The sequence below is a fragment of the Lentzea jiangxiensis genome (assembly GCF_900104175.1).
Taxonomy (GTDB): domain Bacteria; phylum Actinomycetota; class Actinomycetes; order Mycobacteriales; family Pseudonocardiaceae; genus Lentzea; species Lentzea jiangxiensis.
The window spans coordinates 234,693-257,099 of the sequence record NZ_FNIX01000007.1 but is presented as its reverse complement, the minus strand read 5'-3'; the positions used below and the strand labels follow the sequence as shown (position 1 = coordinate 257,099).

Below are 22,407 nucleotides of genomic sequence, written 5' to 3'. Positions count from 1 at the left end.
TCCCGTTGGTCGACTGCACCAGCGCCTCGACTGATGCGCAGGGCGTCACACGATGACACCGGCGCCCTCCAGGTCGGCGGGACTCCACGAGCCTAGGTCAGAGCTGAGCCGAGCCGGACTGCGGAAATCCGCAACCCTCGCCTGCGGGGGCATTCGTTCTTGCCCCACCTGCCATTTCAGCCCTCGTTGGAAATCAAACGACACCCGGAAGTCCGGAATGGACGTTCGACCGCGCCGCTTTCGTTGGACCGAAAGGATGAAACCGTTCCGCAGCCTTGCATTCCGACACGGATTCTGCTGCGCCGGATCGCCGCCAGAGCACTGCGGTTCTCCACAGTGCCGAATCGCGTCCTCCGCCGCACTGTCGTTCTAGCTCCGGCCGCTCAGTGCACCCGTGATCCCACCGCGGCGGGAGGAACGCCGGCCGGAACGCCGCACCGCTGACCGGCGCACCCCGATCGCTCTGCCTGACAGGGAAAGGACTGAACGCGTGGTTCCGCACGAGATGTGGCACGCGTTCCCGCCGATCACCGGACTGCGCACGGACCGGGCAGGTCTGCCGCTCCTGTCCGATCTGCCGCTGGTCCGACCTCGAGAGCTGACAGGAACAGGAATTCCTTGACAACGACGACGAACACGACCACCGCGCTGACGCCGGTCAAGCTCGGTGCCCGCGACGCGCTGGACGCGCTCGTGGATCCGGGCAGTCTGCTGGAGTTCGGTGCCGAGGCGACACATCAGTGCACCGCCTTCGGCATGCAGGCCAAGCGGCCCGCCGGTGACGCCGTGATCACCGGCACCGCCGAGATCGACGCGCGGCCCGCGGCCGTGTTCGCCCAAGACGTCTCCGTGCTCGGGGGCACTCTCGGGGCCACCCACGCGCAGAAGATCGCCCAAGTGCTCGACCAGGCGCAACGGGCCAGGTGTCCCGTGGTGGGCGTGCTGGACTCCGGCGGTGCGCGCATCCAGGAGGGCGTCTCCGCTCTGGACGGGTACGCGTCGATCTTCCGCCGCAACGTGGCCCTGTCCGGCCGCGTTCCCCAGATCAGCGTGATCCTCGGTGCTTGTGCCGGTGGCGCGGCCTACTCCCCCGCGCTGACCGACCTGATCGTGATGGACCGCCGGGCCTACATGTTCCTCACCGGCCCGAAAGTGGTGCGCAGCGTGACGAGTGAGGAGGTCACCGCCGAGGAGCTCGGCGGCGCCCGGGTCCACTCGGCGATGTCAGGTCTCGCACACCTCGTGACCGAGCGTCCCGAGGACGCGTTCCCGTTGGTCCGCAGGGTGCTGTCCTACCTGCCCAGCTCGTGCTGGGACGAACTGCCGCTGCACCTGGCCCGCGACCCGGAGCTGGTTCCCGAGGTCCCCGCGGAGCAGCGCAAGACCTACGACGTGCGGCAGGTCGTCCGCGGGCTGGTCGACGCGGACAGCTTCCTCGAACTGCAGCCGCACTACGCCCCGAACATCGTCATCGGTTTCGCGTGCCTCGACGGAATGCCGGTGGGCGTGGTGGCCAACCAGCCGAACACGTTGGCCGGCACCCTCAACACGCAGGCGGCGGAGAAGGGCGCGCGGTTCGTGCGGATGTGCGACGCGTTCGGCCTCCCGCTGGTCACCCTGGTCGACACACCGGGGTTCATGCCGGGGCGGTCGCAGGAAACCGACGGCGTCATCCGCCGCGGGGCCAAGTTGTTGTACGCCTTCTCGGAGGCCACGGTGCCCCGGGTGACCGTGATCCTCCGCAAGGCGTACGGCGGGGCGTACATCGTGATGAACTCCAAGCAGCTCGGCGCCGATCGCGTCTTCGCCTGGCCGACGGCGGAGATCGGAGTGATGGGTGCGGAAGGCGCGGTGGAGATCGTGTTCCGCCGCGAGCTCGCGGCGGATCCGGGCAGGCGCCAGGAACTGCTCGACAACTACCGCGCGGAGGCGCTCTCACCGGCACTGGCGACTTCTCGCCAGGCGGTCGACGCCATGATCACCCCCGCGGAGACCCGCGACGCGATCATCAAGGTCATCCGTCCGCTGATGCGCGCCCGGCAACCTCGTCACAGTCACGACAACATGCCGCAGTGACAACCCCCGGAGCCTCGGACACCACCGAGGAAGGCCGTTCGGCACTCCTGAAGCTGAGATTCACCCGCATCGCCTTTCGCCGTGCCCGGCAGAGCGGTGAAGCCGGTTCGATCGACTCGTCCCGAGCGCTCGGCGACGAGCGCCACCTGGAGGAACCATGCTTTCGCAGCAGGATGCGCACCTCTCCGCGAGAGCGTCTTCGTGTTGCACCGAATGTGCTGCCGGAGCCCCGGACTTCGGTTCCGCCGAACTCTTCTCGAACGGACAGCCGCACGCCGTGCTGGCCCGGTTCCGCGAGGCCGCGGCTGTGCACAGGCTCGCGTCCGCCGCTGTCGGCGACGAATTCTGGGGCGTCTTCCGCGCCGAGGAGGCGAAGGTCGTACTGGGCGACGACGACGTCTTCCTCTCAGGTCAGGGTGTCTTCCCGTGGAACGGACCCGCCAACCCGGACCCGTTGCGCGGCAGCATCCTGATCGCCACGGATGGCGAACATCGGGGCGTCGTGCGTTCCGCCATGAAGGAACTGTTCACCAAACGGCGCGTCGAGACCCGCACCACGGCTCTGACCGAAGCGCTCGAACGCCTGGTGCGGCCCCGGATCGGCACTGCGTCGTTCGACTTCAACGCCGAGATCGCCTGGCCGCTCGCGTTGGCGTCCATGGCCGATCTCCTGGGGCTGGACGAGCCGCAGATGGCCGAGATCGGCGACCAGGTCGCGGGCATTCTCGGTGACACGGGCTCGGAGGCCTTCACCGGTACCGACCGGGAGTCGGCACGCCAGGCCCTGGCCAAGGCGGCGGGCCTCTTCAGCGATCTGATGGTGGAACACCGGAACGCCGGGCTGAACAACCTGATCGGTCACCTGCACCGAGCCGAACGCGCCGGCGGGATCTCACGCAAGGACGTGCTCTCCAACCTGATCGGTGTCGTCGTCGGAGGCACTGTCGCACCTCGCCTGGCCTTCACGGGGCTGGCCGTGCTGCTCGCCCGGGAGCCGTCGTGGCTCTCCCGCCTCGCGGCCGCGCCGGAACTGGTGTCCGGCTTCGTCGACGAAGCGCTGCGCTGGACCGCACCGACCACCACGATCGGCAGGACCGCGGGTCGTGACGCGGAGTTGGGTGGACGGCTCATCCGCCGCGGCGACACCGTGCGGGTGGTGCTCGGCGCGGTCCTGCGCGATCCGCGCTGCTACCGCGATCCGGACGTGTTCGACCCGCTGCGCAGGGAAGGCACGAGCATGGCCTTCGGTTTCGGCCCGCACCACTGCCTGGGCGCCGTCGTCGCCAAGTCGCAGCTGACCGCGCTGCTGGAGTTCTTCGTGGAGAACCGGCTCCGCGTCGTCCTCTCCGGACAACCGACCACGACCACGTCCAACACCTTCACCGGCTACCGGACCGTCCCTGTGCGGCTGCTGCAGGACGGGCCGAGTCCGGCTTCCCGCTGACCACCGACACCAACGAACAACGGAGATCGACATGAGCGACCGCCTTGCCGGAACGAACACCGAGAACGAGACCGTGATCATCGACGTGCTCGCCGAGCTGCTGATGCTCTCGCCCGAGGACATCGCGCTGGACCAGTCGTTCGCCGACGTCGGCGTGGACTCGATCCTCGCCGTCGAGTTCGTCAGCATGTTGCGCACCAAGTTCGACAGCGTCATCACGGTCGACACCATCTACGAGAACGACAGCGTGCGTCAGCTGGCGGCTGCCCTCAAGCCCGTCGTCGCGGGGTGACCGGGTGGGAAACCGAACCTCTCGCGAGGAGGTCTTCGCCGTGCTGAAGGAGCAGCTGCTCGCGGTGCTCCCGGATCTCGACCCTGCCTCGGTCGTCCCGAGCGCCAGCATGAGGTCGCTCGGCGCCGATTCGATGGATCGGATGGACGTCGTGGTCGGCACCGTCGAGGCGTTGGGCATCGACGCGGCACTGCACCGGTTCGGTGACGCCGCGAACCTCGGCGAGCTGACCGATCTGATCCTCGAGGCGGTGCCGGCATGACCGCGGTCGGCATCGAGGACATCGGCGCCTACTTCGGCACCGCCCACGTCGAGGTCGGCGAGCTGTTCCAGGCTCGCGGCCTGGAACAGGCGAGGCTCGCGAACCTGTTGATGCGGCGCAAGAGCGTCGCGCTGCCGTGCGAGGACATCGTCACGATGGCGGTCAACGCCGCTCGGCCGGTGCTCGACCGCCTCGGCGCGGAGGGCAGGGCGACCATCGAGACGGTGGTCGTGGCGACCGAGAGCGGTGTGGACCTCGCGAAGTCCGCCGCGGCGTTCGCCCTCGCTTTCCTCGACCTGCCGAAGACGTGCCGGGTGTTCGAGGTCAAGCAGGCGTGTCACGGCGGTGCCGCCGCTTTCCAGATGGCGGCCGCTTCACTCGCCGTCTCGCCGCGTCGCGGCAGGGCACTGGTCATCGCCGGTGACGCGCCGATTCCGGTCCAGGGCAGTTACGCCGAGCCCAGCCAGGGCGCCGGGGCGATCGCGGTCCTGCTCGGCGAACCCCGCCTCGCCCGGTGGCACGCGGACCGTTACGGCCTCTGGAGTTTCGACAACACCGACTTCCGCCGGCCGGCGGTCGACGTCGACGTGATCAACGTCGACCTGTCCATCATGTCGTACATCGACTGCCTCATCGGCTCGTACAAGAACTACTCCGAGCACACCGCGTCCGATTTCGGCGCGTCCTTCGACGCGCTGGCGATGCACACCCCGTTCCCGGGAATGGTGCGCGGAGCGCATCGCACCGCGGCACGGCGACTGTCCGGAATGGACGCCGCCGGGATCGACCTGGACTTCAAGAAGCGGGTCAGCGCCTCGCTGGAAGTCCCGGCCGAAGTCGGCAACATCTACTCCGGCTGCACCCTGATGGCTCTGGCGAGCTCGTTGCGCCACCATTCGACGACGACCGGTCACGAGCTCGGTGTCTACTCCTACGGAGGCGGGTGTTCGTCCGAGTTCATCGGTCTCACCGCTTCCGCGGACACCGAACGCACACCGGCGGCGGCCCAGCTCGACGCCGCGTTGTCCGCGCGCACGAAGATCAGCGTCGAACGCTACGACGCCGTGCTCGACGTTGCTCGCCGCACCCTGCCGGGCACGCCGGACGCCGATGACTGCCTGCGCGGCGTCAGCGACCTCGTCACCACGGCCGCACACACCGCAGGGCCGTTGCTGATGCTCGGCTCGATCAAGGATCACCACCGGGAGTACCTGTGGTGCGACAAGGACATGTCATGACATCCGACGGTTTCCGAGTGGTCCCCAAGCCGGGTCACCTCGTGCTGGAGCTCAACGACGTCGAGTCCCGCAACGCGCTCACGCCGGCGTTGATCGCCCAGTTGCACGCCGCGTTCGACCAGGCCGAGGCCGACCCGGACTGCCGCGCCGTCGTACTGCTCTCCGACGGCCCGGTCTTCTCCGCGGGTGCGCACATCACCGAACTCGGCGAGGCCGAGTTCAAGGGGCTGACCACCGGTCTGTGGCACCTGCTCACCCGGATGAGTTCGGGGCCGGTGCCCACCATCGCCGTCATGCAGGGCTGGGCCAGTGGCGGTGGGGTCGGTCTGGCAGCGGCCTGCGACATCGTGATCGCCTCGCCCGAGGTGACCCTTCAGCTCACCGAGGTCTTCTTCGGCATGCTGCCCACCATCATCATGCCGTGGATCGCCCGGCGCGTCGGAGAGCACAGGTCGCTCCGGCTGGCCATGCTCGCGGATCAGCTCACCGCCGCCGAGTCCGAGCGCATCGGACTCGTCGACATCGTGAGCGACGATCCGCGGACGGCGATGCGCAAAGTGCTGCTCTCGTTGCGCCGCTCGGACCGTGACACCCTCGCGGACCTCAAGCAGGCGCATCAGGCCCTGTTCCCGGCCGACAACCAGTACGGGTTGATGGCGGAACGGGTGTTCGGCGCACGCCTGAACGACCCGAAGGTCTCCCAGCGGATCAAGGCATTGGTGACGGAGGGATTGTTGTGAGCGACAGCAGCGCGGTTCCCGGGCAGGTGTTCGGACCGATCTCCGTGCAGTTCGAAGCGCCGATCGCCACGGTGCGCTTCGCCGACGCCGAAAACGGCAACACGTTCCGCAGGGAGTGGCTCGACCACCTCTTCCAGGCGGTGGAAGCGGCGACCGGCCACCCGGACACCCGTGTGGTCATCGCGGCCGGCATGCCTTCCGTGTTCTGCGCGGGAGCGACCAGGGAGACGCTGGTCGGCATCGCCGACGGTCTGCCGCTGCCGGAGTACCGGCGGTTCGCCAGGGTCTTCGCGACGTGTCCCCTACCGGTGGTCGCCGAGATGCAGGGCCACGCGCTGGGCGGCGGACTCGTGCTCGGGCTCTACGCCGACGTCGCCGTGCTGAGCGAACGCTCCTACTACGCCGCCAACTTCATGCAATACGGCGTCGCACCGTACGTCGGAGCGACCTACGTCGTCCCCGCCAAGATCGGGGAGGCGCTGGGCACCGAGATGTTGCTGACGGCACGCGGCTACCGCGGCATCGAGCTCAAGCAGCGCGGCTGCGGCGTGCAGGTGGTCGCGCACGACGAGGTGCCGGCCACGGCCCGGAACCTGGCCCTGATGATCGCGCGTTCGCCGCGTGCCAGCCTCGAACTGCTCAAACGCGAGCTGATGGGCAAGTGCCTCGCGGGATCGGACGCGGCGATGGAACGGGAGCTGGAGCCCCACATGACCTCCCGCGAACTGCCCGATGTCGTCTCGCTGACCGAAGAGGGCTACGGGTTGCTTCGGACCACGACGTCATGACCGCGTCCGCGGCCCGGGCTGCGGTCGCGGTGCGGGCCGCCACCGTCCTCACCCCTTCGCTCAGCAGCCTCGACCAGCTCGCGGACGTACTGCTGTCCGACGGCGATCCACCTCCGGCGCAACGGGATTGGGTGGGCCTTCTCGACGATCCGGACGTCCACCGCCTGGACGCGGAGGACGCGGCGCGGGTGCGCCGCGTCACGAGGAGCAGCGCCGATCCGGCCAGGACGGCAGCGGTGGTCGCCGTGCGTTGTGCCCGCGAGGCCGGGCTGGCGGCGTCCGAACTCGCCGGGTGCGCGCTGATCGTGGCGGGCAACAACCTGGCCATGGACTACCAGGCACGCACGGTGCTGGGCGAGGTGCAAGGCACCCGGCGGGTGCGTCCCACCCACGCGGTGGCCTACCAGGACACCGACACCGTGGGCGTGGTGAGCGAACTGCTCGGCCTGCGTGCCGAGGGGTGGACCGTGGGCGCCGCGTCGGCCAGCGGAGCGGTGGCGGTCATCCAGGCGATGCGCCTGCTCCGCGCGGGCGATGCGCAGCGGTGCGTGGTGGTCGCCCCCGCAGCGGAGCTGTCGTCGACCGAAACGCGCGCGTTGAGCACCAGCGGCGCACTGCACCCCGGCCCCGAGCCGGTGTGCCGGCCGTTCGACGACCACCGGGAGGGTTTCGTCCCGGGACCGGCTGCGGCGGCGGTCGTTCTGGAACTCGCCGGACAGACGGCGCAGGAACCACTGGCGCTTCTGCTGGGCGCCGGGCAGCGGCTCGACGCCCGGCACGGCGCTGCCCCCGACTCGGCCGGGCAGACCGAAGCCATGCGCGCCGCGATGCTCGCCGCCGGGATCGAACCCGCCGATGTCGGCTATCTCAGCGCGCACGCCACCGGTTCACGGGTCGGAGACGAGTGCGAGGCCCGCGCCATCGCGCAGGTCTTCGGCGTCGGTGCCGGGCCACTCGTCAACTCCACCAAGGCTTTCCTCGGTCACGCGCTCACCGCGGCGGGCTTGGTCGAGCTCATTGCCACCGTGGTGCAGCTGCGTCACGGCCGGGTGCACGGCAACCCGAACACCAGCAGTCCCATGCCCGACGTGGGTGGGCGGTTGGCGGGGCGCACCTCCAGCCGGCTCGACCGGCCTGTGGCGCTCACCAACAGCTTCGGTTTCAGCGGCATCAACACCTCCATCGCACTCACCACCGAGACCATCCAGACGAGGGACACTCGATGACTGTTGTTTTCCTGTTCCCAGGACAGGGTGTGCAGCGTCAGAACATGGGGGTCGAGCTCTTCGCGCGGTTCCCCGACCTGACCGGGGCCGCCGCGGCGACGCTGGGCTACGACCTGCGTGAACTCTGCGCCGATGAGAAGCGACTCGCCCAGACCCGCTACACCCAGCCCGCCACCTACGTGGTCAGCGCCCTGGCCCTGCGAGCCGCCCGCGAGGACGGGCTGAGTCCCGATGTCGCGCTGGGGCACAGTCTCGGTGAGTACAACGCCCTGGAAGCAGCGGGTGTGTTCGGCTTCCTCGAAGGGCTGGAGCTGGTCCGGCTGCGCGCCGAGATCACGTCCCAGGCGGCTGTCGGCGCGATGACGGCCGTGCAGGGGCTGGCCGAGGAGACCGTCTGCGAAGCGCTGGGCGATCCGCGGTTGCGGGGCGTCGAGGCCGTCAACTTCAACTCGCCGACGCAGACGGTCCTGGCGGGTCCTGAGAGCGCTCTCGCTTCGGCGGAACAGCGGATGCGCGATCTCGGTGCCGCGGATGTGCGGCGACTGGCGATCACCGGCGCGTTCCACAGCAGTCACATGCGGGAGGCCGCTGCTGACTTCGGGGCGCGGCTGGAACGGTTCTCCTTCGAGGAGCCCGCCATTCCGGTCGTGTCCAACCTGACCGCGCGTCCGCACAGTGCGGCGGACGTCGCCGGTTCTCTGGTCCGGCACGTGCACAGCCCTGTGCGCTGGCACCAGTCCGTGACGTGGGTGGTCGAGAACTTCCAGGACGTGTCCTTCCACCAGCCGGGCGTCAGCCAGGTGCTGGTGAGGATGTTGCGGCAGATCCCCGCCGCGGCGAACCTGCTCTCCGCTGCCACGGGAGGTGCGCGGTGAGCGTCGGAAAGGCAGCGCCCGTCGCCATCATCGGCATGGCCGCGCGGGTGCCCGGTGCGGAGGACGCCGACGCGTTCTGGCGCCTGCTCGCCGAGGGCAGGTGCACCTCGTCCCCCGCGATTCCCGGCCGGTTGCACGACTACCGCGCCGACCTGGGCGGCACGCCGGACCCGGTCGTGTCCCTGCTGCCGGACGTGGGCGACTTCGAGCCGGGACTCTTCCAGATCACGCCGCGGATGGCCGTCTGGATGGACCCCCAGCAGCGCTTGATGCTCGAAGCCACCTGGCACGCCCTGGAGAGCGCCGGCCTGGCACCCGACTCGCTCGCCGGGCGCGACGTCGGCGTGTTCGTCTCCACCACGAGCTCCGACATGCGCGACCGCGCCGCGGACCGGCACCTCGTCGACCGGTACAGCGCGATCGGGCTCCTGCTGACCTTCGCCTCGGCGCGGATCTCGCACCAGTTCGACCTGCGCGGCCCCAGCATCACGCTGGACACCGCCTGCGCGGGCGGCCTGACGGCGGTGGCCCAAGCGGTGTCGGGGCTTCGCGCGGGTGAGCTCGACATGGCGATCGCCGGAAGCCCGAACATCTACCTGCACGGCCACATGCAGGCCGTGATGCACCGGTTCGGCGCTCTCTCGCCGACAGGGCAGGCCCGGTGCTTCAGCGCGGACGCCGACGGCTACATCCGCGGTGAAGGGGTGTTCTGCTTCGTCCTCAAACGCCTGGAGGACGCGGTGGCCGACGGTGACCCGGTGCTCGCGGTCATCAGGGGAAGCGCGCTGAACCACGACGGCAGGCGTGGCACGCTGACGCGCTCCGACGCCGAGTCGCAGGTGCAGCTGATGACCCGCGCGCTGGCGCAGGCGGATCTGCCTCCTTCCGCGCTGGGGTACATGGAGTCGCACGCCGCAGGTACCGGCAAAGGCGATCCCATCGAGGTGCAGGCCGTGGTCGAGCTGCTGCGGTCGCAGGAGGGTCGGACGACCGCCGCCGGGCCCGACGGCAAGCTGTGGATGGGGTCGGTGAAGGGCAACATCGGTCACCTCGAAGGTGCGGCGGGCGCGGCGAGCCTGGCCAAGGCGGTGCAGGTGCTGCGCTATCGCACGATTCCCCTCACCGCCGGTTTCACCACGCCACATCCCGACATCCCTGTGGACCGCGGTCCGGTGGACATCGCGGCACGAGCTGTTCCCTGGCCTGACGGCCCGGCCCGCAGGGTCGGTATCACCGCACTGGGAGTCGGTGGGGCCAACGCCCACATCGTGCTGGAGGAAGCGCCCGAGCTCGACAGCTCCGGCTGGCGGCGGTCCGGCCGCTGGCCTGTGCCGGTGAGCGCACGCACCGAGCGCAGTCTGCGTCGTTTGGTGACCGAACTGGCCGACCTGCTCCCCCACGGCAGGCAGGACCCGGCGGGCGGACCGGGGCTCGCGCCGCCGGATTTCACCGCCGCCGTGTGGACCCTCCAAACGGGACGTGCTCAGCTGGCACAGCGAGTCGTCATCCTCGCCGGGGACGCGGATGAGTTCGCGGTCGCAGCTGGCGCATTCGTGCGTGGAGAGCCGCACCCGTTGGTGCTGCACACCACGTTCGACCCCGCGGACCCGACAACCGCTGACCGCCACGTACCGGAGCCGGACCTGCAGGGTGCTGCTCGCTGGCTCGCCGGCGAGCGCGTCGAGTGGGCCGACCTGTGGCCGGCCGGGCAGCGGCCGCGGCGAGTTCCGTTGTCCGCCTATCCGTTCGACCGGACCACGTGCTGGCACGAGTCCTTCGGGCCGCTGGCGACTGCCGGCTCCGACGCGACGTAGCGAGCGCGGAACGGCACGGGTGTGCTTCGACGAGTGCGCGACCCGCGGCCGGGCCGGGGTCGCGCCGGATCGTCCGCGCCGCCGGCACTAGTGACCGTTCGAACGCCCGCTTCCGCTTCGCACCAACGACTGGAGGTCGGCGACGAACGTCTCGAGTGTCGGCAGGGCGAGCATGTCGCGGCGGATCCGCCTGGCGTTGTTCCGATAGCGCGGGTCGTCCAGAACCTCGCGGCAGGCGGCCAGAACGTCGTCGGCAGTCATGGTTTCCGTGCGCAGCTGCTCGCCGACGCCGGCTTCCGCGCACCTGCGCGCGTTGTACGGCTGTTCCGAGAACAGGGGCGTGCAGACGAGCGGAACGCCAGCTCTCATCGCCTCACGGACGCTGTTGTGACCGGCGTGGGTGATGAAGAGATCGCAGCACTCCAGCAGAAGCGGCTGGGGAACCGACTCCACCAGGACCACGGTGGACGGCAGAGAGCCGAACTCCTGGTGCGCGACACCGCGTCCTGTGCTGATCACCGCGACGCAGTCCAGTTGCGTCACGGCCGTGACGACAGACTTGAGCAGAGAGATGCCGTCTGACGCGAACGCGGCCAGCGTGCCCAAGCTCGCGAACACCCACGGCTTGTCGGTGGGCAACCCTGCCAGAACAGGCGGTAGGGCGTCGCCCCGCCTGCCGGGGTTCTCGTGCCGGTAGAACCTGGAGTGGGGCACGGCGGCCTCTGCCGGGTCGTAGGTCTCGGGCATCAGGCAGGCGTGCAGGTGGCGGAAGCTCGCCTCCCCGGCGGGATCCGGCGGCAGGCCGAACGACGCCCGCAGCGGGGCCATCAGCGGCGCGAGCGTGGAAGGTGGCGAGATCACGTTGACCGCGCCACCGATGGCGACGGAGGCATGCGGCACGCCGAGCACCTCCGCGGCGAGCACGCCGCCGAACTCGAGCGTGCTGCGGACGATGACATCGGGGTTCCACCCCGAGTCGATGACGTCCTCGGCCATCGCCTCGGCCGGAGGGCCGATGAAGAAGTCCACCGTCCTCTCCATCGCCGTGAGGTGCGCGAACGTCGTACCGGATTCCTCCAGCGTCCGCGCCACGAGCTCCAGGATGTCGAGACCCGCCGGCAGGTGCTCGATCCCGTAGGCGGCGATGTCCTCGGCGGACGTCGCGGCGGTGGCGATCGCGACCGTGTGCCCCGCGGCCTCGGCGGCCCTGATGGCCGGGACCAGCGCCCGGATGTGGGACGGCGAGTTCGCGACGGTGAAGAGAATCCGCAAGGACGTGCTCCGATCGTGATGACCACCCGTTGCGGCGGAACCCGGCGACTGACGGGGGTCACCGGTCGCGGTGGTCGATTTCGTCGTAGGTCGTGAACTGGATCAGCAGCGCTCGACGACGAGCGCGGTCGCGGTGAACCCCGCGCCGAGGCCGACGAGCAGCGCGCAGCCGCCCGTGGTCAGCCTGTCGAGGCGGAGGAGGTCGTCGAGGTTGGCGATCGTGTCACCCGCACCGAGGTGCCCTGTCGTGTCTCCGAACACCACGAGGCGGTCACGCGCGGCTTCGGGCAGCGCGGGAAGCACGGTGTACTTGACGGTTTCCGGGCGCAGTCGCGCGGTGCAGACGACCTGGATGCGATCGGCGTCGTGCAGATCCGCGTCGGACAGCGCCTGCTGCACCGCCGTGGCGACGGTGGCGCGGATTTCCTGGGAGGTCGTGCGGAACTCGAGCAGGGCGGCGCTGTTGTCGAGCGCGGGTGGGAGCGGCCGGAAGGGGTGGAACCGGGGAAAGGCGTTCTCCAGCCGGGGGTTGCCGGCCCGGCCGGTGGCCAGCACGGCCAGTGGTCCCCGGTCGCGGTGCAGGAGCGCGGCGGTGCCCCCGTCGCCCAGCACGACCTCGGGCGCGGTGCGCCAGCGGTCGTAGGGCAGGTCGCGGGTGTCGGTGCCGGTGCACGCGAGAGCGTGGTGGGTGCCGGGTTCGGTGAGCAGGGTGGTGATGGCCGCGTGCAGCGCCGCGTCGCCGCCGCTGGACATCTGGCTCAGGCCGACGGCGACGGCGTGGGTGGTCCCCAGCTCGGCGGCGAGCCGGTGTGCCGGGGACGCGGGTTCCTCGTCGGTCGCGGACATGCCCGCGTAGGCGAGGAACCCGATCTCCTCCGGCGTGGTCCCGGTGCTGGAGAGCACGTCCCGGCAGGCGGTCAGGCCGAGTTGCCACGCCTGCTGCCCGTCGGCGACCGCGACCTCGTGGCAGACGGCCGACCGCGCGTCGATGTCGCTGAGCGTGCCCGCCGCGACCGCGTCAGCGGCGCGGGACCGTCCCGCGGGCAGCCATGTCCCGGCGGCGGAGATGCGCACCCGTCCGGAAACCCTCATGCGGGCGCACCGCCGAGGTGGACGGGCATCGACTCCAGCCTGCGGTCGAACACCATGTCGCTCCAGCACAGCTCGCTCGGGTCGACGGCGAGCCGCAGTCGCGGGAAGCGGAGGAACAGCGAGCGGACCGCGACGGTGATCTCCATGCGGGCCAGGGGTGCGCCGATGCAGCGGTGCACGCCGCTGCCGAACGACAGGTGGCTGGGCTCACCGTCGCGGTGGGAACGGACCGCGTCGGGATCGTCGTAGGCACGGGGGTCTCGGTTGGCGGCGGCGAGTGACAGCAGCACGGTCGCGTCCTTCGGGATGACGACGTCGCCGATGGGGATGTCGGCGGTGGCGAACCGCCAGATCGCGAACTGGAACGGCGGGTGGTGGCGCAGCAGCTCCTCCACGATCCGCGCGGTGGACGCCTCGCTGCCCAGGGCTTCAGCACGCAGGTCCGGCCGGGCGCCGAGCGTGGCGGCGCCGTGGCCGATGGCGGTCGCGGTGGTCGGCGGTCCTCCCACGAACAGCGCCATCACCGTGCTGAGCAGGTCGCGGACTCCGGCGGGCTCCGACCGGGCGAGCAGCATGGAGATCAGGTCGTCGCCGGGCTCGCTCCTGCGGTGTTCGATCGTGGCGAGGACGAGGTCGACGAGCTCGTGGTAGTAGCCGATCATCTCGGGGCTGTCGGTGGGCTTGCTGGACAGCAGCTCCCGCAGCAGCGCGGCGGCCACCGGCGTGTCCGCGGGGCGCAGGCCGAGCACGGTGCTGATCACCGAGACGGGGACCTGGTTGGCGAAGGCGGTCATGAGGTTGACCGGGCCGCCACCTGCCTCGGTGCCTTCGCGCTCGAGGTGGTCGAGCTGCTCGTGCACGATGCGGTCGACGGTCGCGCGCCAGCGACCCACGGCACCGCTGGAGAGTTCGGCGTTGACCAACGACCGCAGTCTGCGGTGCTCGGCCCCGTCGGTGTTGAGCATGTGCCGTCCCGTGGAGCTGAGGGTGTCCTCGGGAACGCGCCGTCCGCCGAACTTGTGCTCGGGGGAGCTCAGCAGCCGGGGATCGACAGCGAGCCGCTCGTCGCGCAGACAGGTCCGCACGTCGTCGTACCTGGTCACGAGCCAGATCGGGAACCCGTTGGGCAGCTGCACCTGCTGCACGGACGCGGCTTCACGCAGTCGCGCGTAGTAGGCGGTGTTGGTGTCGTCCTCGGGCAACGAGACCAGAGTGGGCAGGCTCATGACCGGTCCCTCTTCGCATCCGCGGTCTTGGCGGACTCGACCAGTGCCGCGAGCTGCGCCACCGTCCGCGCGGTCACCAGGTCGTCTTCGCTGAGCTTGACGCGGCTCATGTTCTCCACGGCGGTGATCGCGTCGAGCAGCCGCAGCGAGTCGACGTTGGGCAGGTAGGCGAGCCGGTCCTCCGGCGACAACTGGTCGGCGGGGATCTCGAGCACCCTGGCGAGCTGCTGGACCACCACGGTCAGTGCTGGAGCCTCGTTGTCGTGCACTGGTTCGGTCATGCCGCGTTCTCCTCTCCGAACAGCCGACGGCGGAGCTCGTCGCGCTTCCACTTGCCGCTGGTGGTGCGGGGCAGCCAGCGGCGGTCGACGGTGCGCACGTCGGCGTCGGTGATGCCGAGGCGTTCGCTGACGGCCCGCCGCACGCCCTCGGCCACCGCCGCCCTGTCGGTTTCGACGGTTTCCACGACCACGACCACCCGCTCCCTTTCCTGGTCGGCCACCGCGACGCAGTGGCGCTGGTAGACGCCCGGCACGTGCCGGGCGACGTGTTCGACCTCCTCGGCGTGGACGTTGCGGCCCCGCACGATGATCATGTTCTTGTGCCTGCCCGCGACGTGCACCTCGCCGCGCAGCAGGAAGCCCCGGTCACCGGTGCGCAACCAGCCGTCGTCCAGGACGCTGGAGACGGCCGCGGAGTCCTCGGCGAGGTAGGCGTCCATGAGGCTGGGACCGCGCACCTGGAGTTCGCCGACACCGGCCTCGGGCAGAACGGCGCCCGCGGCGTCCACGACCCTCACCTCGGTGCCGGGCAACGGGGGACCCTGCGACACGATCGTCCAGCCGGATTCGTCGGTGACGGGGACGACCCGGCCGTCAGTGGCCGCGGCCCGGTCGAGCGTGACGGTGCGAGGTGCCAGCCCCGGCAGGTCGATGGTGATGCCGGCGCAGTACTCGGCCATGCCGTAAGCCGGGGTCATCGCGCCGGCCGGCAGTCCGTGGCGGCCCAGGACCTCGGTGACGGCGCGGACCGTGGCCGGGGAGACCGGTTCACCGCCGTTGAGCGCCAGGCGCCAGCGTCCGAGGTCGAGTCCATCGGGGTCCGCGGTGCGGGCGGCCTCGGCCAGCCTGTCGTAGGCGAAGTTCGGTCCTGTGCAGATCGTGACGCCGTGCTCGCCGAGGTAGCGCAGCGCGTCCACCGGGCGCCGGATGAACGCCGCCGGTGAGACGAGGTGGGTGTCGAACCCGGCGCACAGCGAGATCAGCAGACCGATCATGCCGAAGTCGTGGAACAGCGGCAGCCACTGGTAGCCGACGTCGGCGGGGGTCAGTTCGCAGCGCGCGACCGGGGCGAGGACGCCGTTGACGACGGCGCGGTGGGACAGCACGACGCCCTGCGGCCGGGCAGTGGTGCCGGAGGTGAACTGCACGACGGCGCGATCATCCGGGCCGGGGGTGTGCGTGGTCGGGACGCGGGTGGTCGGCGCGCACCGGTCGGCGTTGACGACGCGCAGTCCGGGGCAACGGCGCTGCAGCGGCTCGAGGGCGGCGGCGAAGAGATCACCGGTCACGAGGTGCCGGACGCCGACGGTCCGGATGAACGCGGCGAGGTCGTCGGCGACGCTGTCGACGTCGTGGGCGACGGCGGGCAGCGGTAGCACGCTGACGGCGGCGCCGATCGTGAGCACACCGAGCAGAGCCGGCGGGAAGGAGGGGGTGGCGGGCAGCAGCACGCCCACCACCTCACCGGGTTCGGCACCGGCGGCGAGCAGCGCGGCGGCGACGCCGTTGGCGCGGGGGCCGAGTTCGGCACGGGTCAGGACGGTCGCGGACTCCGGGAAGATCATCCGACCTCGATCGCCCGGTGCGCAGGTGATCGCGTCCACGAGGGTGCCGGAAATGTCGATCGTCATGCGTTGTCCCTGTTGTCGCGGTGTGGTGGGCCGGCTGTGCGACGGATGCTGATCGGTGGCGGGCTGGACGCGGGCCGTCGTCGATCACCACGCCGGTGAACCGCGGGGCCTCCACCGGTTGGCCTTCAGCGACGGTAGGCATCGCGAATCGGAAATCCGCTGCGGAATTCCGCAGAACTCCCCCACGCGACCGCAGTCCGTCATCGATGCGAACTCCTGGTGACCAACGCTTCCCGACGCGGATCGACCTCGTCGGCACCGCTGCGGAGCGCGACCAAGTGCTGCGGTTCTCCGCAGTCTGCGTGAGCCTGTCGTGACGCACGGTGGTCGCAAACATCCCATCCCCCGATGTGCAACCCCCGACGGCTACCGGAGGAACCGCCTTGCCCACCGTGTACGACACCCTCGTCGAGATCCTCACCACCAGGTTCGCCGTTCCGGCGGAGGTGATCAACGAAGACACCGCGCTCGAAGAGGTGCTGACCGACTCCCTCGACGTGGTCGAGTTCGGCGTCGTCGTCGGCGAGCGCTACAACACCCACCTCTCCGACGACGAACTCTCGTCGGTGACCACGATCGCCGATGTCGCCGCGCTGATGAACACCAAGGTGGCGGCATGACCACACGTCCCGACGTGGTGATCACCGGGCGGGGCATGGTGACCTCGGCCGGCACCGGCGTCGACGACAACTGGAAGCGCGTCAGCGCGGGGGTGTCCACCGCGGTGCTCGGTCCCGACCTCGGTGTGCTCGGCACCCAGGTCATCTGTCCCGTGCAGGACTTCGACGCGCCGGCGGTGCTCGGTCCCGACGCTCGGCGCCTCGACCGCTACAGCCAGCTCGGTCTCGTGGCCGCGACCGAGGCGGTCGGCGACGCGGGTCTGCGGAGCGACGAGTGGGACGGCAGCCGCGTGGCCATCGTCATGGGCGTGTCGGTCGGCGGAGTGGAAACCCTGACCGCACAACACGTCGCGCTCCTGCAGCGGGGTCCTGCCGCGACCTCACCGCTGACCATGCCGATGTCCCTGGTGAACATGATCAGCGGGCAGCTCGCCATCCACCTGCGGGCGACCGGCCCCAACCTGACCGTGTCGACCGCCTGCGCCTCCGGGGCCACCGCGATCGGGACGGCCCGGCAGCTGCTGCAGGCCGACGCGTGCGACATCGCGATCGCCGGCGCGGCCGACGCTTCGCTCGTGCCTCTCATCCTGGCGGCCTTCGCCAGGATGGGAGCGCTGACCAAGCGCTCGGCGGACCCCCTCCGCGCGTCTCGCCCGTTCGACCGCGACCGCGACGGCTTCACCGCGGCCGAGGGCGCGGCGGTCGTGGTGCTGGAACGGGAAACCGATGCCCGTGCCCGGCGTGCGTCCATCCGCGGCCGTGTCCTCGGCTACGGCGCTTCCGCCGACGCCCACCACGTCACGAGCCCGCACCCGGACGGGATGGGCGCACAGGCGGCGATCCGGGCGGCACTCGCCGACGCGGGCCTCGCCGGCACCGATGTGGACCACCTCAACGCGCACGGCACGTCGACGAAGCTGAACGACCGGGCGGAGTCGAAGGCGGTGCGCTCGGTGCTCGGCGACGAGGTCTCCGTCTGCTCCACCAAGGGCGTGACCGGCCACCTGCTGGCGGCCGCCGGCGCGGCCGAGGCCATCTACGCCTCGCTCAGCATCGAGCACCGGCTCGTCCCTCCCACGGCCAACCTGGAGCACGTCGACCCGGAGATCGACCTGGATCTCGCCCCGGTGCCGCGGCAGCAGTCGATCGACGTCGCCATGAGCACCTCGTTCGGGTTCGGTGGCCAGAACGCCGCGCTGTTGATCGGCGCACGTTGATGTCCGACCACGCACACCGAGGAGCAGACGGGGTGGTCCAGCGCGAAACCCGGTCCGGGGCCCCCGCACGGCTCGCCGCCGACCAGGCCGCCGAACTGCGCGACCTGCTGCGGTACGGCGCGGCCGACGACCACGACAGGTTCGCCGAGCTGTTCTCCGCCGAGCTTTTCGACCGCGTCGAGGGCAGCTCTCCCGCCGAGAACGCCGCGATGGTCCACCGGCGGCTGCGGCACGTCAACGCCGAGCTGGGGCCGGGTCGCGAGTTCGTCACCGAGGACCCGGACCGCTTCCTCGTGCTGCACGAGTGGGCGGGCGTGCTGGACCCGACGCTGGTGTCGGTACCCACCATCCACTACAACCTCTGCCTCGGCGCAGTCCTGGAGCTCGGCGACGACCGCCCGGAACTCACCGCGGTGGCCGACGAGCCGGCGCGGATGGACTCGGTCGGTGTTTTCCTGGCGACCGAGCTGGGTTACGGCAACAACGCCGCCGAGATGCGCACACGTGCGGTGTACTCGCCGCCGAACTAAGCAGGCTGCACGGCGGGCGGGCCTACCGCGCAGCGGAGCGGTGCTCACGTCGCTGTTCCTGCGGTTCGCCGTGTCCGAGCTGGACAGGGACGCGGCCTGGCACCTGTGCGACGGCACCCTGTCCCCGCTCAGGTGCGGGATATCCCGTCGCTCGTCGCACGGCTCGACGAGCTCCTCCTGCCGCACGCCGAGGACGTCGTCGAGGCGTTCGGCATCACGAACGACGTCCAGCGCGTCCCGATCGCGGCCGAGGACTACGTCGAGGCCTACGCGCGGCTGCTGCCGGTGTCCGGCCTGCCGCTGACCTGAGTGATCGCTCTCGAGAAGACCCGCACCATGCCGCGGTGACGGCGGGATCTCGTGCACGACCGCCGCGACTCCGGTACCGGCGGACCGCTCCCAGCGTCTCGCACAAGACCGATGCGGTGAAATCTTCCGCGTCAGCGGCATCAATGCGAGCACAGCGTTTCCGCCGTCGCGAAGATCGTCCAACGGCGTGATTTCACTCACTCGGAGATCGACAAAACCTCCGGAGGGAGCACACCGGGTTTCCGGCAGAGCCGGGGACTCCCAGATGAACATGTGAGAAATCTCGGCGTAACGCATGCCCGATCATGGCGTTGTCGCACCCCGGCACCGACTCCCATCCGCTTGAACTGCGGTTTCATCGCCAGAAAGTCCTACACCCGCGAGAGGTCATCAACTTGACCAAACGGGTACTCCCACCGTGAAATCAACAGGACGCCCTATATGACCAAGGTGTGAGTCACGCAATACCCGAATGGCCTAGCCGACAACCACGGAGCGCGCAGAATGGTCGCCGACTCGCAGCACCACCGGAATACCGGAAGCCGGACCACTCTCGTCGGCAGAGGTCCGGAGTTGAAACGGATTGTCGATGCTCTCGAATCGACGAAGCACGCGACGCCCGCCACGATCCTGGTCGAAGGCGCGACCGGCATCGGCAAGACGGCGCTGCTGGACGCGGCGTGCGACCTCGCCCAGGCGCGCGGGTTCGTGGTCTGCCGGGCGAAAGCCTCGCCCATGGAGCGGGAGCTGCCCTTCGCCGTCGTCCAGCAGCTCTTCGAGCACCTGCGCGAGGAACTGTCCCAGGGCCAGGACGGTGAGGGGACACCGCACGGGCACGGCGCCATCGCCGGGCACTTCACCGCCGAAGTGCGCGACATGGACGACGTCCACGTCCTGCGGGCGATCCGGGACGTCTACCGCTTCACCGTGCGTCTCGCCCAACGCGCACCGCTCTGCCTGGTCGTCGACGACGTGCAATGGGCTGACGTGCCGTCGTTGCGCTGGCTGAACTACCTGCTCCACCGCGTCGCCAAACTCCCGGTCGTGACCCTGCTGACCCGCACGCCCGGGATCCGTCCGGCCGATCCCCTGCTGATCGCGGAGCTGGAGCTCTACTCCCAGTCCACGAGGCTCACGGTCTTCACGGCGCAGGACGTCGTGCAGCTCACCGAGCAGGTGCTCGGACGCACACCGGACGGGAGTTTCGTCGAAGCCGTCCTCCAGGCCACCGGCGGCTGTCCCATGGTGACGAGTCACGTCCTGGGTCAGATGCGGGAACGATCGACCCCACCGGACGAAGAGGCCGCGGGTGCCCTGCCCGGCCTCGACCCCGAGGAACTCGGCCGATCGATGCTCGCACGGCTCAACCGCCAGTCACGCCAACTCGTCGAGGTCGCCAAGGCGATCGCGGTCGTGGAGCCGGACGACCTGGACCTGCTGACCGCTGTCATGGGCGTGAGCAACGGCGCGGCCGCCGATCTGGTTCGGCAGTTGGAGGGGATGGGGCTGCTCGCACCGGACGACGAACTCGCGTTCTCCCACCCGGTGATCAAGACGGCGATCGGCGGCGCGGTCCCCTACCAGGAACGCGAGGAGTTGCACGCCAAGGCCGCGCGACACCTGCACCGCACGCGGGCCCCCGCTCCTGTCGTGGCACACCACGTGCTGCGAACGTCCTCCCGGTTGGGTGCCTGGGCGGTGGCAGCCCTGCGCACCACGGCCGACACCGCGACGGCCGCGGGCGATCCCCGCACCGGCGCGAAGCTCCTCAGCAGAGCTCTCGACGAGGAACTGTCCACCTCGCAGAGGAAGGACCTGCTGGTGCGGCTCGGCCTCGCCGAGGTCTACTTCGACCCGCGGATGGCCGTGGTGCACCTGGAAGAGGGGATGACCGGGCTGGACGATCCGGAGGAGGTCCTCGCGGTCGCCTGCCGCCTCGCCCAGGTCCTCTACTTCGACGGCGCCTACGACAGTGCGAGCGAGGTGCTGCGCCGGACCGAGGCCGAGATCGGGTCGAAGATCCCCGCGGTCGTCGAAATGCTGCGGCTGCTGGAGCGGATCACCGTGCCGTCCCGGACCCAGACAACCGGTCAGGTGGATTTCCGCCAGTTCGACGAGCAGGAGTGGCGCCGCGGTGACGAGCACGGCCGCAGGCTGGCGGGACTGATCGCCGAGGACGCCAGCAACCGCGGCATCGATCTGCCGCTGTGCCGGAAGACGGCGCTCGCGGCGCTGTCCGGCGGAGCGCCCGCCATCCTGCACTACCCGCAACGAATGGTCGGGGTGCTCAACTCCCTGCTGCGCGCCGACGAGGCGGAGCTGGTGATGCGGTACTGCGACGAGATCCTGCTCGAGGCCCATCGAGAAGGGCTGTCGCTGATCGTCCTGCTCGGCCACACCCTCCGGTCGCGGGCGCACTACCACCGCGGGTCCTTCGCGGAGGCGGTCGCGGACGCGGAGCTCGCGTTGTCCGCGGCGCGGACAGCGGCACTCCCCCCGGACCACTTCGGACAGGTCTACGCCGTCGACGCCCAGGTTCGCGCCCAGCTGGCCCTCGGCGACGTCAAGGCGGCGGAGAACGCGCTCCGGCCGTTCGGCAGGTTCAGGGCGTTGCCGTCCACCTGGCACCACACCGCACTGCTGCACTCCAGGGGCGCGTTGCGCATGGAGCTCGGCGACACCGAGGGAGCGCTCGCCGACCAGCTCGAGTGCGGTGAGCGGTTCGAGGCGTGGGGCCGGCCCAGCCCGGCGCTGCGCCCCTGGCGGTCGTACGCGGCGCTGGCGCACCTCAAGCTCGGGCAGCGGGATCCCGCTCTCGACCTGGCGTTGCGGGAGGTGGAACTGGCGCGGAAGTGGGGTGCGCCGAGCGTGATCGGCCGTGCGCTGCTGACGATGGGCATCGTGACCGGCGGCGCCGCCGCTGCTCCGTGGCTCACCGAGGCGGAGTCGGTGCTGCGGCCGTCGTCCGCGCGGATGCTGCACGCGCAGGTGCTGCTGGAACTCGCCGGCACGCTGGGGGAGAAAGGACAGCACAACACCGCCCGGAACCACCTCGCGGAGGCGAAGAAGCTCGGCGAGCAGTGCGGCGTCGCCGTGCAAACGGGAGAAAAGCCCGCCGACCCGGTCTCCGCCCGCACTGCACGCGCCCGGATCCCGCGGCCGGCCGAACCGACGAAGGTCGTGCCACCCGGTCCTCGAGCCAACGCGCTCGCGCTGACGCCGCACGAGCACCGAGTGGCCGGGCTGGTGCTCGAAGGGAACTCGAACGACGAGATCGCGCGCAAGCTGAGCGTCTCCCGACGCACGGTCGAGTTCCACCTCACGAGCATCTACCGCAAGCTCGGTGTGCGCCGCCGGACCCAGCTGCCCTCCGCACTCGCGGGATTCGTCTCACGGAGGTGACATCCGCCGGCGAGCAGGTGTTCGGGGCACTTCAGTGTTTCCCCTGCCGTGCCCCACTGCACATCGGGCCGC

Annotated in this window: 20 protein-coding genes; 15 read left to right on the top strand and 5 right to left on the bottom strand. The window is 70.3% G+C overall.

Features of this window, described 5'->3' with window-relative positions:
- Window positions 1-618 precede the first annotated feature (618 nt).
- The 10 genes from BLQ91_RS21715 to BLQ91_RS21670 all read left to right on the top strand — a co-directional run bounded on the left by BLQ91_RS21715 (window position 619) and on the right by BLQ91_RS21670 (window position 10,755).
- Complete coding sequence (locus BLQ91_RS21715) at window positions 619-2,076, top strand: acyl-CoA carboxylase subunit beta (RefSeq protein WP_090099154.1); 1,458 nt, start codon at window positions 619-621, stop codon at window positions 2,074-2,076.
- 277 nt (window positions 2,077-2,353) lie between these two features.
- The gene (locus BLQ91_RS21710) at window positions 2,354-3,520 is read left to right on the top strand and encodes a cytochrome P450 (RefSeq protein WP_176959879.1); all 1,167 of its coding nucleotides are present in this window, start codon (window positions 2,354-2,356) and stop codon (window positions 3,518-3,520) included.
- Between the two features lie 31 nt (window positions 3,521-3,551).
- Window positions 3,552-3,812 (top strand): acyl carrier protein, encoded by a 261-nt coding sequence (locus tag BLQ91_RS21705; protein ID WP_090099149.1) that lies wholly within the window; start codon window positions 3,552-3,554, stop codon window positions 3,810-3,812.
- A gap of 4 nt (window positions 3,813-3,816) precedes the next feature.
- Window positions 3,817-4,074, top strand: a complete 258-nt coding sequence (locus BLQ91_RS21700; RefSeq protein ID WP_090099147.1) for a phosphopantetheine-binding protein — start codon at window positions 3,817-3,819, stop codon at window positions 4,072-4,074.
- Window positions 4,071-5,312, top strand: coding sequence for a hydroxymethylglutaryl-CoA synthase family protein (locus BLQ91_RS21695; protein ID WP_090099145.1), 1,242 nt, complete (start codon window positions 4,071-4,073; stop codon window positions 5,310-5,312). The genes BLQ91_RS21700 and BLQ91_RS21695 overlap by 4 nt, the downstream gene beginning before the upstream one ends.
- The gene (locus BLQ91_RS21690) at window positions 5,309-6,052 is read left to right on the top strand and encodes an enoyl-CoA hydratase/isomerase family protein (RefSeq protein ID WP_090099143.1); all 744 of its coding nucleotides are present in this window, start codon (window positions 5,309-5,311) and stop codon (window positions 6,050-6,052) included. Before BLQ91_RS21695 ends, BLQ91_RS21690 begins: the two co-directional genes overlap by 4 nt.
- Window positions 6,049-6,840, top strand: coding sequence for a polyketide synthase (locus BLQ91_RS21685; RefSeq protein ID WP_245733715.1), 792 nt, complete (start codon window positions 6,049-6,051; stop codon window positions 6,838-6,840). Before BLQ91_RS21690 ends, BLQ91_RS21685 begins: the two co-directional genes overlap by 4 nt.
- On the top strand, window positions 6,837-8,066 hold the full coding sequence (locus BLQ91_RS21680) for a beta-ketoacyl synthase N-terminal-like domain-containing protein (RefSeq protein ID WP_090099141.1): 1,230 nt from the start codon (window positions 6,837-6,839) through the stop codon (window positions 8,064-8,066). Before BLQ91_RS21685 ends, BLQ91_RS21680 begins: the two co-directional genes overlap by 4 nt.
- Window positions 8,063-8,941, top strand: a complete 879-nt coding sequence (locus tag BLQ91_RS21675; protein WP_090099139.1) for an ACP S-malonyltransferase — start codon at window positions 8,063-8,065, stop codon at window positions 8,939-8,941. Before BLQ91_RS21680 ends, BLQ91_RS21675 begins: the two co-directional genes overlap by 4 nt.
- Complete coding sequence (locus tag BLQ91_RS21670; RefSeq protein WP_090099137.1) at window positions 8,938-10,755, top strand: beta-ketoacyl [acyl carrier protein] synthase domain-containing protein; 1,818 nt, start codon at window positions 8,938-8,940, stop codon at window positions 10,753-10,755. Before BLQ91_RS21675 ends, BLQ91_RS21670 begins: the two co-directional genes overlap by 4 nt.
- Before the next feature lie 87 nt (window positions 10,756-10,842).
- Here the strand turns inward: BLQ91_RS21670 and BLQ91_RS21665 are convergent, their stop codons facing one another.
- The 5 genes from BLQ91_RS21665 to BLQ91_RS21645 all read right to left on the bottom strand — a co-directional run bounded on the left by BLQ91_RS21665 (window position 10,843) and on the right by BLQ91_RS21645 (window position 16,257).
- Window positions 10,843-12,027 carry a glycosyltransferase gene (locus tag BLQ91_RS21665; RefSeq protein ID WP_090099135.1) on the bottom strand — a complete coding sequence of 395 codons (1,185 nt, stop codon included), beginning with the start codon at window positions 12,025-12,027 and terminating at the stop codon, window positions 10,843-10,845.
- Window positions 12,028-12,129: 102 nt separating this feature from the next.
- The gene (locus BLQ91_RS21660) at window positions 12,130-13,119 is read right to left on the bottom strand and encodes a 3-oxoacyl-[acyl-carrier-protein] synthase III C-terminal domain-containing protein (protein ID WP_090099133.1); all 990 of its coding nucleotides are present in this window, start codon (window positions 13,117-13,119) and stop codon (window positions 12,130-12,132) included.
- Complete coding sequence (locus tag BLQ91_RS21655) at window positions 13,116-14,345, bottom strand: cytochrome P450 (protein WP_090099131.1); 1,230 nt, start codon at window positions 14,343-14,345, stop codon at window positions 13,116-13,118. Before BLQ91_RS21655 ends, BLQ91_RS21660 begins: the two co-directional genes overlap by 4 nt.
- Window positions 14,342-14,626 carry an acyl carrier protein gene (locus BLQ91_RS21650; protein WP_090099129.1) on the bottom strand — a complete coding sequence of 95 codons (285 nt, stop codon included), beginning with the start codon at window positions 14,624-14,626 and terminating at the stop codon, window positions 14,342-14,344. The genes BLQ91_RS21655 and BLQ91_RS21650 overlap by 4 nt, the downstream gene beginning before the upstream one ends.
- Window positions 14,623-16,257, bottom strand: coding sequence for an AMP-binding protein (locus BLQ91_RS21645; protein WP_090099127.1), 1,635 nt, complete (start codon window positions 16,255-16,257; stop codon window positions 14,623-14,625). Before BLQ91_RS21645 ends, BLQ91_RS21650 begins: the two co-directional genes overlap by 4 nt.
- Window positions 16,258-16,649: 392 nt before the next feature.
- Here BLQ91_RS21645 and BLQ91_RS21640 point away from each other — a divergent pair, with 392 nt between their 5' ends.
- From BLQ91_RS21640 to BLQ91_RS21625, 5 genes are all read left to right on the top strand, one after another.
- A complete protein-coding gene (locus BLQ91_RS21640; protein ID WP_245733721.1) occupies window positions 16,650-16,877 on the top strand; it encodes a phosphopantetheine-binding protein in 228 nt (75 codons plus the stop codon).
- Entirely contained in the window at window positions 16,874-18,094 is a 1,221-nt protein-coding gene (locus BLQ91_RS21635) for a beta-ketoacyl-[acyl-carrier-protein] synthase family protein (protein WP_090099124.1), read from the top strand. The genes BLQ91_RS21640 and BLQ91_RS21635 overlap by 4 nt, the downstream gene beginning before the upstream one ends.
- 32 nt (window positions 18,095-18,126) lie before the next feature.
- Window positions 18,127-18,624: a hypothetical protein gene (locus tag BLQ91_RS21630; protein ID WP_090099122.1), complete on the top strand. Its 498-nt coding sequence runs from the start codon at window positions 18,127-18,129 to the stop codon at window positions 18,622-18,624.
- Window positions 18,625-18,729: 105 nt separating this feature from the next.
- A complete protein-coding gene (locus tag BLQ91_RS40415; RefSeq protein ID WP_143022750.1) occupies window positions 18,730-18,933 on the top strand; it encodes a hypothetical protein in 204 nt (67 codons plus the stop codon).
- A gap of 504 nt (window positions 18,934-19,437) precedes the next feature.
- Entirely contained in the window at window positions 19,438-22,335 is a 2,898-nt protein-coding gene (locus tag BLQ91_RS21625) for a helix-turn-helix transcriptional regulator (protein WP_090099120.1), read from the top strand.
- The last annotated feature ends 72 nt before the right edge of the window (window positions 22,336-22,407 follow it).

Coding starts and splice junctions, on each gene's coding strand:
- BLQ91_RS21645 (WP_090099127.1), bottom strand. CDS start 16,257: ATGACGATCGACATTTCCGGCACCCTCGTGGACGCGATCACCTGCGCA.
- BLQ91_RS21695 (WP_090099145.1), top strand. CDS start 4,071: ATGACCGCGGTCGGCATCGAGGACATCGGCGCCTACTTCGGCACCGCC.
- BLQ91_RS21705 (WP_090099149.1), top strand. CDS start 3,552: ATGAGCGACCGCCTTGCCGGAACGAACACCGAGAACGAGACCGTGATC.
- BLQ91_RS21660 (WP_090099133.1), bottom strand. CDS start 13,119: ATGAGGGTTTCCGGACGGGTGCGCATCTCCGCCGCCGGGACATGGCTG.
- BLQ91_RS21655 (WP_090099131.1), bottom strand. CDS start 14,345: ATGAGCCTGCCCACTCTGGTCTCGTTGCCCGAGGACGACACCAACACC.
- BLQ91_RS21650 (WP_090099129.1), bottom strand. CDS start 14,626: ATGACCGAACCAGTGCACGACAACGAGGCTCCAGCACTGACCGTGGTG.
- BLQ91_RS21635 (WP_090099124.1), top strand. CDS start 16,874: ATGACCACACGTCCCGACGTGGTGATCACCGGGCGGGGCATGGTGACC.
- BLQ91_RS21690 (WP_090099143.1), top strand. CDS start 5,309: ATGACATCCGACGGTTTCCGAGTGGTCCCCAAGCCGGGTCACCTCGTG.
- BLQ91_RS21675 (WP_090099139.1), top strand. CDS start 8,063: ATGACTGTTGTTTTCCTGTTCCCAGGACAGGGTGTGCAGCGTCAGAAC.
- BLQ91_RS21625 (WP_090099120.1), top strand. CDS start 19,438: ATGGTCGCCGACTCGCAGCACCACCGGAATACCGGAAGCCGGACCACT.
- BLQ91_RS21680 (WP_090099141.1), top strand. CDS start 6,837: ATGACCGCGTCCGCGGCCCGGGCTGCGGTCGCGGTGCGGGCCGCCACC.